The 12,769-nt window shown below is 70.2% G+C and carries 11 protein-coding genes; 4 read left to right on the forward strand and 7 right to left on the reverse strand.

Going from position 1 to position 12,769, the window contains the following annotated elements:
- Positions 1–109: 109 nt before the first annotated feature.
- The 3 genes from dalD to WS46_RS11370 all read left to right on the forward strand — a co-directional run bounded on the left by dalD (position 110) and on the right by WS46_RS11370 (position 4,171).
- Positions 110–1,504, forward strand: a complete 1,395-nt coding sequence (dalD, locus tag WS46_RS11360; protein WP_059690593.1) for a D-arabinitol 4-dehydrogenase — start codon at positions 110–112, stop codon at positions 1,502–1,504.
- Positions 1,505–1,630: 126 nt separating this feature from the next.
- Positions 1,631–3,112: a xylulokinase gene (gene xylB, locus WS46_RS11365; protein ID WP_059690594.1), complete on the forward strand. Its 1,482-nt coding sequence runs from the start codon at positions 1,631–1,633 to the stop codon at positions 3,110–3,112.
- A gap of 51 nt (positions 3,113–3,163) precedes the next feature.
- Positions 3,164–4,171 carry a sugar-binding transcriptional regulator gene (locus WS46_RS11370; RefSeq protein ID WP_175911239.1) on the forward strand — a complete coding sequence of 336 codons (1,008 nt, stop codon included), beginning with the start codon at positions 3,164–3,166 and terminating at the stop codon, positions 4,169–4,171.
- 13 nt (positions 4,172–4,184) lie between these two features.
- Here the strand turns inward: WS46_RS11370 and WS46_RS11375 are convergent, their stop codons facing one another.
- Entirely contained in the window at positions 4,185–5,423 is a 1,239-nt protein-coding gene (locus tag WS46_RS11375) for an MFS transporter (protein WP_059690595.1), read from the reverse strand.
- The gene (locus tag WS46_RS11380) at positions 5,420–6,616 is read right to left on the reverse strand and encodes a serine hydrolase (protein WP_059690596.1); all 1,197 of its coding nucleotides are present in this window, start codon (positions 6,614–6,616) and stop codon (positions 5,420–5,422) included. Before WS46_RS11380 ends, WS46_RS11375 begins: the two co-directional genes overlap by 4 nt.
- Positions 6,617–6,729: 113 nt before the next feature.
- Here WS46_RS11380 and WS46_RS11385 point away from each other — a divergent pair, with 113 nt between their 5' ends.
- Positions 6,730–7,614: a LysR family transcriptional regulator gene (locus WS46_RS11385; protein WP_059450078.1), complete on the forward strand. Its 885-nt coding sequence runs from the start codon at positions 6,730–6,732 to the stop codon at positions 7,612–7,614.
- Between the two features lie 13 nt (positions 7,615–7,627).
- Here WS46_RS11385 and WS46_RS11390 read toward each other — a convergent pair whose 3' ends face one another.
- From WS46_RS11390 to WS46_RS11410, 5 genes are all read right to left on the reverse strand, one after another.
- On the reverse strand, positions 7,628–8,737 hold the full coding sequence (locus WS46_RS11390; RefSeq protein WP_059528326.1) for an ABC transporter ATP-binding protein: 1,110 nt from the start codon (positions 8,735–8,737) through the stop codon (positions 7,628–7,630).
- Between the two features lie 59 nt (positions 8,738–8,796).
- On the reverse strand, positions 8,797–9,525 hold the full coding sequence (locus WS46_RS11395; protein ID WP_059690597.1) for an HAD family phosphatase: 729 nt from the start codon (positions 9,523–9,525) through the stop codon (positions 8,797–8,799).
- Positions 9,522–10,373, reverse strand: coding sequence for a carbohydrate ABC transporter permease (locus WS46_RS11400; RefSeq protein WP_059690598.1), 852 nt, complete (start codon positions 10,371–10,373; stop codon positions 9,522–9,524). Before WS46_RS11400 ends, WS46_RS11395 begins: the two co-directional genes overlap by 4 nt.
- The gene (locus tag WS46_RS11405; RefSeq protein WP_059527898.1) at positions 10,370–11,317 is read right to left on the reverse strand and encodes a carbohydrate ABC transporter permease; all 948 of its coding nucleotides are present in this window, start codon (positions 11,315–11,317) and stop codon (positions 10,370–10,372) included. Before WS46_RS11405 ends, WS46_RS11400 begins: the two co-directional genes overlap by 4 nt.
- A gap of 102 nt (positions 11,318–11,419) precedes the next feature.
- Complete coding sequence (locus WS46_RS11410) at positions 11,420–12,745, reverse strand: sugar ABC transporter substrate-binding protein (RefSeq protein ID WP_059527901.1); 1,326 nt, start codon at positions 12,743–12,745, stop codon at positions 11,420–11,422.
- Positions 12,746–12,769: the final 24 nt, after the last annotated feature.

A 12,769-nucleotide genomic window follows, 5' to 3' on the forward strand; every position in this document is an offset into this window, starting at 1 on the left:
TGCCGTGTCCCCGCCTTGACTTTCGTTCGCCCGAATACGATCATTCGCTCACGCAAAGAGCAAATGATCGTATTCGACAGGAAAGACTGGCACGAACAGGAGACACCGGATGAGCGAATCGTCCTCCGCCCGCGCGCCCGTGCTGCTGCACATCGGCGCGGGCTCGTTCCACCGCGCGCACCAGGCGTGGTATCTGCATCGCGTGAACGCGGCCGTGCCGGCCGACGAACGCTGGTCGCTGACCGTCGGCAACATCCGCGACGACATGCGCGCGACGATGGACGCGCTCGCCGCGCAACACGGCGCGTACACGCTCGAAACCGTCACGCCGCAGGGCGAGCGCGCATACGAGACGGTCCGCGCGATCTCGCGCGTGCTGCCGTGGTCGATCGACCTCGCCGCGCTGATCGACGCCGGCGCCGACCCGGCCTGCCGGATCGTGTCGTTCACCGTGACCGAAGGCGGCTACTACCTCGACGAACACAACCGGCTCGACCTCGCGAACGCCGATCTCGCGGCCGACCTGCAGGGCGCGCGCACGACGCTGTACGGCGCGCTCGCGGCGCTGCTCGCCGAGCGCGTGAAGCGCGGCGCGGGCCCGCTCACGCTGCAGAGCTGCGACAACCTGCGCAACAACGGCGCGCGCTTTCGCGCGGGCATGCGCGAATTCCTCGAACGGCGCGGCGAGGACGGCCTGCTCGCGTGGTTCGATGCGAACGTCGCGACGCCGAGCGCGATGGTCGACCGCATCACGCCGCGCCCGACCGCCGACGTGCGCGAACGCGTGCGCGCGGCCACCGGCGTCGACGACGCATGCCCGGTGATGGGCGAATCGTTCATCCAGTGGGTGATCGAGGACCGCTTCGCGGCCGGCCGGCCGCGCTGGGAGCTGGCCGGCGCGGAGCTGGTCGACGACGTGCACCCGTACGAGGAAGCGAAGATCCGCATCCTCAACGCAACGCACAGCTGCATCGCGTGGGCCGGCACGCTCGCGGGCTACACGTACATCCACGAGGGCACGCACGACGCGGCGATCCGCCGGTTCGCGCACGACTACGTGACGCAGGACGTGATCCCGTGTCTCGGCCCGAGCCCGCTCGATCTCGAACGCTACCGCGACGTCGTGCTCGAACGCTTCGGCAACCCGTACGTGCTCGACACGAACCAGCGCGTCGCGGCCGACGGCTTCTCGAAGATTCCCGGCTTCATCGCGCCGACGCTCGCCGAATCGCTCACACGCGGCGCGGCGCCGGTCGCCACCGCCGTGTTGCCGGCGCTGTTCCTGCGCTTTCTCGAACGCTGGGCGCGCGGCTTGCTGCCGTATGCGTACCAGGACGGCGTGATGGACGACGGCGCCGCGCGCGCGATCGTCGAAGCCGACGACCCGGTCGTCGCGCTGTGCGCGAGCCGCGCGCTGTGGGGCTCGCTCGCCGGCAACGCGGCGCTGTTCGACGCGCTGCGCGCCGGGCTCGCACGCGTCGACGCATGGCTCGCGCAGCGCTGACGCGCGACGGCCGGCAGCCCCGCAACCGGCCGCCGCGAGCGGCCGCGCATCCGGGCGAACCTGCGTTGGCAGGCGCGCACGCGTGCGGCTAAAGTAGCGGCTCCTCACTGACGGAACGGATCGCTCATGTATCTCGGCATCGACCTCGGCACCTCGGAAGTGAAGGTGCTGCTGCTTGCCCCGGACGGCACGGTGGTCGGCACCGCGGGCACGCCGTTCAGCGTGTCGCGGCCGCATCCGCGCTGGGCGGAACAGCATCCGGACGACTGGTGGCGCGGCACGCTCGCCGCGCTCGCGGCGCTGCGCGAGCGGCATCCGCACGCATTCGCGCAGGTGCGCGGGATCGGCCTGTCGGGCCAGATGCACGGCGCGGTGCTGCTCGGCCGCGACGACCGCGTGCTGCGCCCCGCGATCCTGTGGAACGACATGCGCAGCGCCGACGAATGCGCGCTGCTCACCGAACGCGCCCCCGATCTGCACGCGCTCGCCGGCAACCTGGCGATGCCCGGCTTCACCGCGCCGAAACTGCTGTGGGTCGCGAAGCACGAGCCCGACGTGTTCGCGGCGACCGCGTGCGTGCTGATGCCGAAGGACTACCTGCGTTTCCGTCTCACCGGCGCGAAGGTATCCGACCCGTCCGACGCGGCCGGCACGCTGTGGCTCGACGTCGCGCGCCGCGACTGGTCCGACGCGCTGCTCGCCGCGTGCGACATGACGCGGGCGCAGATGCCGCGCATCGTCGAAGGCAACGCGCCGTCCGGCACGCTGCGCGCGGATCTCGCGCGCGAGCTCGGGCTGTCGGAGGCCGTCGTGGTGGCGGGCGGCGGCGGCGACAACGCGACCAGCGCGCTCGGCATCGGCGCGATCCACGCGGGCGACGGCTTCGTGTCGCTCGGCACGTCGGGCGTGCTGAGCGTCGTCGGCGACCGCTTCATGCCGAACTCCGCATCGGCCGTGCATGCGTTCTGCCACGCGATTCCCGATCGCTGGCAACTGATGAGCGTCGTGCTGTCGGCCGCGAGCTGCCTGCGCTGGGTCTGCAAGCTGACGGGCACGGACGAGCCGGCGCTGCTCGCCGAAATCGAGGCGCTCGACGCGGACGCGCTCGCGACGGCGCCGCTGTTCCTGCCGTACCTGTCCGGCGAACGCACGCCGCACAACGATCCTTATGCGCAGGGCGTGTTCTTCGGGATGACGCACGCGACCGAACGCGCGCACCTCGGCTACGCGGTGCTCGAAGGCGTGACGCTCGGCCTCGCGGACGGCCTCGACGCGCTGCATGCGGCCGGCGTCGAAACCGACCGCCTGTCGCTGATCGGCGGCGGCGCGCGCAGCGCGTTCTGGGCGCAGCTGATCGCCGACGCGCTGAACGTGCGCACGTGCCAGCACGGCGGCGGCGAAACCGGTGCGGCGCTCGGCGCCGCGCGCCTGGGCTGGCTCGCCGTCGGCGGCGATCCGCATGCCGTGCTGACCAAGCCGCCGGTGCGCGCCGAATACGCGCCGGACGCCGGCCGTCATGCGCGGCTGCGCGAGCGCCTCGACGCATTCCGCGCGCTGTATCGCCACGTGCGCCCGCTTTACGAACCGTCGCGCGCGCGGCTCGCGTAAGCGGCGACGCGCAGCGGCCGGCGGCCGCGCATCCGGCATGCGTTACAGTGGATGCCGTTGCGCCGCCCGACGGCCGACCCAGATCCGAACCGAACCGCTATCGTGTCCAAGTCCTCAGAAAAACTCGATCTCGCCACGCGCGCCGCGTGGCTCTACTACGTCGCGGGCGACACGCAGAACGAAATCGCCGAGAAGCTGCAGGTGTCGCGCCCGGTCGCGCAGCGCCTCGTCGCGTTCGCGGTCGAGAAGAACCTGATCCGCGTGCGCGTCGATCATCAACTCGCCGATTGTCTCGACCTCGGCGCGCAGCTGTCGAAGCGCTACGGGCTCGCGATGTGCGAAGTCGTGCCGGTCGACGCCGACGCGCCCGAAGCGATCGACCGCAAGCTCGCGGTCGCCGGCGCGCAGGTGATGGAGCGCTATCTGAACGAGACGCGGCCGATGGTGATCGCCGTCAGCAGCGGCCGGACGCTGAAGGCCGCGGTCGCGCAGATCGCGCAGATCGAGCGGCCGCAGCACCGGCTCGTGTCGATGGTCGGCGCGATTGCGGCCGACGGCTCGTCGAACCGCTACGACGTCGCGCAGTACATCTCCGAGAAAACCGGCGGCAAGCACTTCCTGCTGCCCGCGCCGCTGTTCGCCGACAGCGACGCCGAGCGCGCGCAATGGTGCAATCACCGGCTGTACCGGATCGTCGACGCGCTGTCGGCGCAGGCCGATGTCGCGTTCGTCGGGATCGGCAACATCGGCCCGCACTGCCCGCTCTACGAGGACGGCTTCATCACCGAACAGGAACGCGACGAGATGACCGCGCTCGGCGCGGTGGCCGAACTGCTCGGCGTGCCGATCGATGCGCAGGGCAAGCTGGTCGACGTGTCGACCAGCGCGCGCGTGACGAGCGTCGCGCTCGACGCGCCGCCGAAGCGCCCGACGATCGCGTTCGCGGGCGGCCCGAAGAAGCGCGACGCCGTGATCGCCGCGCTGCGCGGCGGCTGGCTGTCGGGGCTCGTCACCGACGAGACCTGCGCGCGCGCGGCGCTCGAGGCGAAGGCGGCCTGACGCCGCCCAACGCTCACGCGGCCGCGCGCGGCGCCGGAAACGCGTGCCGGCGCGCGCGCCACGCGCCGATCCACGCCGCGGCCAGCAGCGCGACGAGCACCCATGGAATCGCCCCCGCACCCGTCGCGCCGAGCAGCATCCCGCCCGCGATGCCGCCGCCCGCGATCGCCAGATTCCACACCGTCACGAGCATCGACTGCGCGACATCGGCCGCGTCGCCCGCCGCGTTCGCGGCAGCCGTCTGGAACAGCGTCGGCGCGCCGCCGAACGCGAGCCCCCAGAGCGCGACGCCCGCATACACGATCGTCATGCCGGACCCGGCGCCGAGCATCGCCGCCGCAAGCGCGAACAGCGCGATGCTCGCGAGCGTCAGCCGCCGCTGCGCGGCGCCGATCCATGCGCCCGTCAGCGCGATGCCGACCAGCGACGCGACGCCGAACACGAACAGCACCGCATCGACCTGCGCGCCCATCCGCACGCCCGCGAGGAACGGCGCGACGTACGTGTACAGCATGTTGTGCGCAAGCACGTACGCGAACATCACGACCAGCACCGGCCGCACGCCGGGCAGCGCGAACACGCGGCGCACCGGCGCGCGCGCGCCGGCCGGCTGCCCCGGAAAGTCGGGCACGCGCAGCCGGATCCAGCCGATCAGCGCGAGCGCCGCGACCGTGATGCCCGCGAACGCGACGCGCCAGCCGAACATCGCGCCGAGCGCGGTGCCGGCCGGAATGCCGATCGACATCGCGACCGGCGCGCCGAGCATCGCGACCGCGATCGCACGGCCGCGCAACGATGCGTCGACCATTCGGCTCGCGTAGCCCGCCAGCAGCGCCCACAGCAGCCCGGCCGACATGCCCGCGACGAAGCGCGCGGCGAGCGTGAGCGCGTAGTACGGCGACGCGGCCGTCAGCGCGTTCGACACGACGAACCCGGCGAGCGCCGCGAGCAGCAGCCGGCGTCTGCGCATCGCGCGCGTCGCGGCGACGAGCGGAATCGCCGCGACGATCGAGCCGAGCGCATAGACGGTCACGAGCTGGCCGATCAGCGCCTCGGTCACGCGCAGGTCGACGCTCATCAACGGGAGGAAGCCCGCCGGCAACGCTTCGGTGAGGATCGTGATGAACCCGGCGGTCGCGAGCGCCAGCAGGTTCGCAACCGGCAAGCCTTCGCGCACCGGCGTGGACAATCCGGACGCCGGGTCGGCGATGCGGTCGGAGACGCGATCGGAAACGGCTACGCACTCGCTCATGTCGCGCTCCGTTGGTCGACGCCGTACACCGCATCGCGCATGTGGGTGACGAAACGCCCGTGCATCCCTTCGTACAACGTATTGGTCAGCGCGACGACCGTCAGCCCGGCCGCGCGATCGACGAACCACGCATGCCCGTACGCACCGCCCCAGCGCCACGTGCCGACCGACTCCGGCGACTGCGCGGCCGCCGGATCGCGCAGCACCGAAAAACCCAGCCCGAAGCCGAATCCCGGCGCGTCCGGCAGGTCCTGCGCGCCCGGCTGCACACGCGCCATCTCGTCGATCCAGCGGCGCGCGAGCCAGCCGTCGCGGCCGGTGCGCAACGTCTCGAGCAGCGTCAGGCAGTCGCGCGCGGTGCCGACCATCCCCGCGCCGCCCGACGGCCACGCGGCCGCGTCGAACGCGCGCGCCGGCGCGAAGCGGATGCCGACCGTGCCGTCGTACACCGGCGCGAGATCGTCGTCGGCCATCCGCCGCGGCGCGCCCGGCGTGCTCACGTACGGCGTCGCGAAGCGCGCCGCATCGCGTGAGAAGAACGCGGTGTCCGTCATCCCGAGCGGCGTCGTGACGAGCGCGGCCACGGCGTCGGCGAGCGGCCTGCCGTCGACCGCCTCGATCAGCGCGCCGACCACGTCGGTCGCGAGCGAGTAATCCCACGACGTGCCGGGCGCGAACCGCAGCGGCACGCCTGCGATGCGCCGCACGTTCTCTGCGAGCGACAGGTCCGCGCGGTCCATCCCGTCGGACACGCCGGCACGCGCATACGGGCCGTCGGTGTCGGCTTCGAGGAAGCGATAGCCGAGCCCGGCCGTATGCGACAGCAGATGACGCAACGTGATGTCGGCCGGCGTGCCGTCGGCCAGCGTCGGCCGGAACGCGGGTAGCCAGCGCGCGACCGGCTCGTCGAGTTCGATGCGTGCCGCCGCGACCAGCCGCATCGCGGCGGCCGTCACGATCGGCTTCGATACCGACGCGAGCCGGAACAGCGTGTCCTCCCGCATCGGCGTGCCGGCCTCGCGATCGGCGAGACCGGCCGCGCGCGTGTAGCGAAGCTCGCCGTCGCGGGCGACCAGCACGACCGCGCCGACCACGCGCGCGTCGGCCAGCGCGCGGTCGAGCGCGGCATCGAGGCGCTCGGGCAGCGCGGCGTCCGGTTCGGCGCGGCGAGCGGAGACAGGCAGGGATGACATGGCGTGACCTCGAAGAAAGAAGGAACGCCCATCGTAGGGAACCGGCGCAATAAGAAAAACCGGGTTAGAGTTCCGGACACTCCGGACGTCGATGTCCGCAATCGGGAACCTGCATGGAAAATCTTGGCGGTTTCGTCGTGTTCGTCCAGGTCGCGGAAACGCGCAGTTTCGTCGCGGCCGGCCGCGCGCTCGGGTTGTCGGCGTCCGCGATCGGCAAGCGCATCGCGCGGCTCGAGGCCCGGCTGAACGTGCGGCTCTTCCACCGCAGCACACGCAGCATCACGCTGACCGCGGAAGGCACGCGCTTCCTGGAACGGTGTCGGCGCGTGATCGCCGAGATCGACGCGGCCGAGCAGGAATTGACGCACAGCGCCGAAGCGCCGCGCGGGCGCTTGCGCGTGAGCCTGCCGACGATCGGCACGCTGCTGCTGCCGCTGCTCGCCGATTTCATGGCCGCGTATCCGGAAATCGAACTCGACATCGATTTCAGCGACCGCCTCGTCGACGTCGTCGACGAAGGCTTCGATGCGGTGCTGCGCACCGGCCGGCCGACGGATTCGCGACTGTCGTCGCGGCTGCTCGGCCATTTCCGGCAGCACCTCGTCGCGTCGCCCGGCTATCTCGAACGGCACGGCGCGCCGCGCACGCCGGCCGATCTCGCTCGGCATCGCTGCCTGCACTACCGTTTCCCGAGCAGCGGCAAGCTCGAGACCTGGCCGTTGCGCGCGTCGCGCTCGGGCACGCCGCCGGTGGTGCCCGTCTCGATGGTCAGCAACAATGCCGAGACCCGCCTGTGCTTCGCCCAGCGCGGGCTCGGCATCGCGTGCCTGCCCGAATTCTTCGTGCGCGACGCGCTCGACGACGGCACGCTGCATGCAGTGCTCGACGAATACGTCGCGAGCCGCACGCCGATCTACGTCCTGTGGCCGTCAGGGCGCCATCCGACGCCGAAACTGCGCGCCTTCGTCGATTACATGGTCGAGCACCTGCGCATCTGACCGCGCCCCGCCGTCACGCCGCCTTCGCGTGCGGGCTCAGCCGGCGCAACGCCTGCCCGTGTTCGTCGAACAGATGGCAGTGCTCGGCCTGCGCATGCACGTGCAGCGCCTCGCCGGTGCGGTACGTGTCGAGCGGCGGAATCCGCGCGATCAGCCCGTCCGGCGCGACGGCCGACTCCGCGTACAGATACGCGGCATCGCCGAGCGATTCGACGGCCATCGTCCGCGCGGCGACGCCGGTCGCCGCCTGCGCCACCATCAGATGCTCGGGCCGCACGCCGACGGTCACCGCCGCGCCGCGCTGCAACCCGGCCGCGTCGACCGCGACGCGCTGCGTCTCGCCGCTGCCGAAGCGCACCAGCACGCCGGTCGCATCGGTCGACTCGACCGTGCCCGTCAGGAAATTCATCTTCGGCGAGCCGATGAAGCCCGCGACGAACTGGTTGGCCGGCGCGTGGTACAGCGCGTTCGGCGTGCCGACCTGCTGCACCGCGCCGCCCGACAGCACGACGATCTTGTCGGCGAGCGTCATCGCCTCGACCTGGTCGTGCGTCACGTAGATCATCGTCGTCTTCAGCTCGTCGTGCAGCCGCGCGAATTCCAGCCGCATCTTCACGCGCAGCGCCGCGTCGAGGTTCGACAACGGCTCGTCGAACAGGAACACCTTCGGCTTGCGCGTGATCGCGCGGCCGATCGCGACGCGCTGCCGCTGGCCGCCCGACAGCTGCTTCGGCTTGCGGTCGAGCAGGTGATCGATGTGCAGGATCTTCGCGGCCTGCTTCACCGCCTGGTCGATCTCGGGCTTCTTCGCGCCGGCGAGCTTCAGGCCGAACGCCATGTTGTCGTACAGCGTCATGTGCGGGTACAGCGCATACGACTGGAACACCATCGCGATGCCGCGCTTCGCGCTCGGCACGTCGTTGACCTTCGCGCCGTCGATCAGCAGGTCGCCGCTCGAGATGTCCTCGAGCCCGGCGATCATCCGCATCAGCGTGGATTTGCCGCAGCCGCTCGGCCCGACGAACACGACGAATTCGCCGTCGGCGATGTCGAGGTTCACGTTGCGCAGCACTTCGGTGTCGTCGTAGCGCTTCGCGATGTTGCGCAGGAGCACGCTTGCCATGATCTGTCTCCGTTCGTTCGTGATGCGTCGCGTTCGATGCGGCGCGATCGTTCGTGGTACTAGTTCGGCAGCACGGCGCCGGTCGCCTGCCAGCGCGCGACGTAGCCGGGCAGCTCGTGCATGTCGTCGAATACGTGACGCGCGCCGATTCCGCGCAGCGCGTCGATCTGCGCGGCCGACGCATGCCCGCCGCCGACGAAGCCGAGCACGGTCATGCCGGCCGCGGCGGCCGCGGTGATGCCGGTCACGCTGTCCTCGACGACGAGGCATTGCGCGGGCACCGCGCCGAGCGCGCGTGCGGCCGCGAGATACACGTCGGGCGCGGGCTTCGGCCTGGCGACGGCGTCCGCGCAGAACAGCCGGTCGCCGAAGAAACGCGCGAGGCCGGTGCGGGTGAGCGCCGCCTCGACGTATGCGCGGTAGCTGTTGCTCGCGCACGCCGTCGTCAGACCGATCGCGGCGAGTGCCGTATCGATGCCGGCGACCATCGGCGCATTGACCGCCGCCGCCTCGACCGCGCGGCGGATCGCGTCGACGTCGACCTCCGTCAGCGTGCGGCCGACCGCCTCGCTCGCGCCGGCCAGCACGCGCTCGATGCGCAGCCCGAGCAGCGGCATCACCGCCGGCCGCGCGTCGACGCCCGGCCAGCGCGCGTCCAGCTCGCGCACGATCACGTCGGCGGCGACGGCCTCGCTGTCGATCAGCACGCCGTCGCAATCGCAGATCAGCACGTTCATCCCGTGGCCGACCGCGCCTTTTCCGGCCGCGCCTTCGCCGGCCGCGCTCATTTGACCGCCCCGAACGTGAGCCCGCGCACGAGCTGCTTCTGCGACAGCCAGCCGACGATCAGGATCGGCGCGACGGCCAGCAGGGAAGCCGCGGACAGCTTCGCCCAGAACAGCCCCTCGGGGCTCGAGTACGACGCGATGAACACGGTCAGCGGCGCGGCGTTCGAGCTCGACAGGTTGATGCTCCAGAACGCCTCGTTCCACGCCAGGATCACGAGCAGGAGCGCGGTGGACGCGAGACCCGGCAGCGCCATCGGCATCAGCAGGTAGACGATCTCCTGCCACGTCGACGCGCCGTCGATGCGCCCGGCTTCGAGGATGTCCTTCGGGATCTCGTTGAAATACGTGAAGGTCATCCAGACCGCGATCGGCAGGTTGATCAGCGTGTACACGATCACGAGGCCCGACACGGTATCGAGCAGCCCCGCGTTCTTCCACAGCAGGTAGATCGGCACGAGCACGCCGACCGACGGCATCATCTTGGTCGACAGCATCCACAGCAGCACCTTCTGCGTGCGGTGGTTCGGGAAGAACGCCATTGCATAAGCCGCAGGCACGGCGAGCAGCAGCGAAATCACCGTGACGCCGGCCGAAATCAGCACCGAATTCCACGCGAACGCGAAGTAGTTGCTGCGCGCGAACACCTCGCGGAAGCTGTCGAGCGTCGGCATGAAGAACAGCGACGACGCGTACGCCTGCTGCTCGGTCTTGAACGCGGTGATCGCCATCCAGAAGATCGGGAAGAACAGCAGCAGCGCGAGCAGCCACGCGAGCGCGCCGGGCAGCGCACGCCGCACGAGGGCGAACGCGGCCGGCGCGCGCCGGCCTTCGAGAGTCAGGTCGCTCATTTCTCGTACTCCCCCTTCAGGTTGCGCGCGAGCATCCGCACCAGGAAGAACGACACGACGTTCGCGACCACGACGGCGATGATCCCGCCCGCGGATGCGAGGCCGACGTCGAACTGCTGCAGGCCGAGCGCATAGATCAGGTACGACAGGTTGGTCGTCGCGTTGCCGGGGCCGCCGCCCGTCGTCGTGTAGATCTCCGCGAAGATCGACAGCAGGAAGATCGTCTCCATCATCACGACCACGGCGATCGCGCGCTTCAGGTGCGGCAGCGTGATGTAGAAGAACATCGCGATCGCGCCCGCGCCGTCGATGCGCGCGGCTTCCTTCTGTTCCTGGTCGAGCGACTGGATCGCGGTGAACAGGATCAGGAACGCGAACGGCAGCCACTGCCACGCGACGATGATGATCACGGCGGTGAGCGGGTAGTCGGCGAACCAGTCGATCGGCGTCATCCCGAGCGCGCGCATCGCGTTCGCGACGAGCCCGTACACCGGATGCAGGATCATGTTCTTCCAGATCAGCGCGGCGACCGTCGGCATCACGAAGAACGGCGCGATCACGAGCAGGCGCGCCACGCCCTGCCCGTAGAACTTGCGGTCGAACAGCACGGCCATCAGCACGCCGCCGACCACGGTGATCGCGAGCACCGCGCCGATCAGCACGAGCGTGTGCCAGATCGCGGGCAGGAACGACGGATCGGTCGCGAGGAAGCGGTAATTGTCGAACCCGGCAAAGCCCTTCACGTCCGGGTTCAGCAGGTTGTAGCGCGAGAACGAATACCAGATCGTCATCGCGAGCGGGATCGACATCCACAGCAGCAGCACCGCGACGGACGGCGACACGAGCCAGCTGGCGCCGCCGCGCGCGCGGCGCGGCGCGCCCGGCGGCGACGACGCGTCGCCGACCGACGGCGCGTGGCTCAGGGGAAGACGTAAATGACGCATGATCGGAGTCCCTCCGGTTGAGGCGCGGGCGCGAACGGCCACCCGGCCTGTCTGCTTCGGCGACGGGCACCGTGCGCGGCAGCGCGCACGGTGCGGGCCGCGTTACTTCTTGTAGCCGGCCTGACGCACCGCGCGATCGGCGGCGGCCTGCCCGGCGGCGAGCGCCTGGTCGACCGTCATCTGGCCGGCCACCGCACCCGCGATCGCCTGTCCGACCACCGTACCGAACGACTGGAATTCAGGAATCCCGACATACTGCACGCCCGTGTACGGCACCTTCTTCAGCGACGGATCGTTCGGGTCGGCCGTCTCGATCGCCTTCAGCACGAAGTCCGAGAACGGCGCGGCGGCCTTGTACTCGGGGCGCTGGTAGGTCGACGCGCGCGTGCCCGGCGGCACCGACGCCCAGCCTTCGTCCTTGCCGGCCATCTCGATGTACTGCTTGGACGTCGCCCACGCGATGAACTTGCGCGCGGCGTCCTGCTGCTTCGACGTCTTCGGCACGGCCAGCGCCCATGCCCACAGCCAGTGCGAGCCCTTCGGCGTGGCGGCGACCGGCGCGGCCGCGAAGCCGATCTTGTCGGCGACCTGCGACTGCTGTTTGTTATAGAGCATCCCGGCCGCAACCGTCGCATCGATCCACATCGCGCACTTGCCCGATGCGGTCAGGGTCAGGTTCTCGTTGAAGCCGTTCGAGCTTGCTCCCGGCGGCCCGTCTTTCTTCAGCAGGTTCACGTAGAAATTGATCGCCTTCTTCCATTCCGGCGACGTCAGCTGCGCGTTCCAGTTCTCGTCGAACCAGCGCCCGCCGAACGTGTTCACGACCGTCGACACGTACGCCATGTTCTCGCCCCACCCGGCCTTGCCGCGCAGGCAGATGCCGTAGGTGCCCTTCGCCTTGTCGGTGAGCTTGTCCGCGAATTCGGCGATCTGGTCGTAGGTCGGCTGGTCGGGCATCTTCAGCCCCTTCGCCGCGAACAGGTCCTTGCGGTAGAACGTCATCGAGCTTTCGACGTAGAACGGCAGCGCATACAGCTGGCCGTTGTACGACAGGCTGTCGCGCGCCGTCTTCACGATGTCGTTCAGGTCGTAGTCGGCGGGCAGGCCCGTCATCGGCGCGAGCCAGCCGCGCTTGCCCCACTGCGGCGTCTCGTATGTGCCGATCGCCATCACGTCGAACTGGCCGCTGCCGGTCGTGATGTCGGTCGTCGCGCGCTGGCGCAGCACGTTTTCCTCGAGGATCACCCAGTTCAGCTTGATGTCCGGGTTCGCCTTCTCGAACGCCGGCGACAGCTTCTTCAACTCGATCATGTCCGGGTTGTTCAGCGTCGCGATCGTCAGCGTGCCGGCGGACGCCGCGCACGCGGCCGTCGCGAGCGCGGCTCCGGCGAAGCAGCGTGCGGCGGCATCGAGCATCTTTCGTTGCATGGCATGTCTCCTGTGATTGTTCGA

It is taken from the genome of Burkholderia sp. RF4-BP95 (assembly GCF_001521985.1).
GTDB classification, from domain to species: domain Bacteria; phylum Pseudomonadota; class Gammaproteobacteria; order Burkholderiales; family Burkholderiaceae; genus Burkholderia; species Burkholderia diffusa.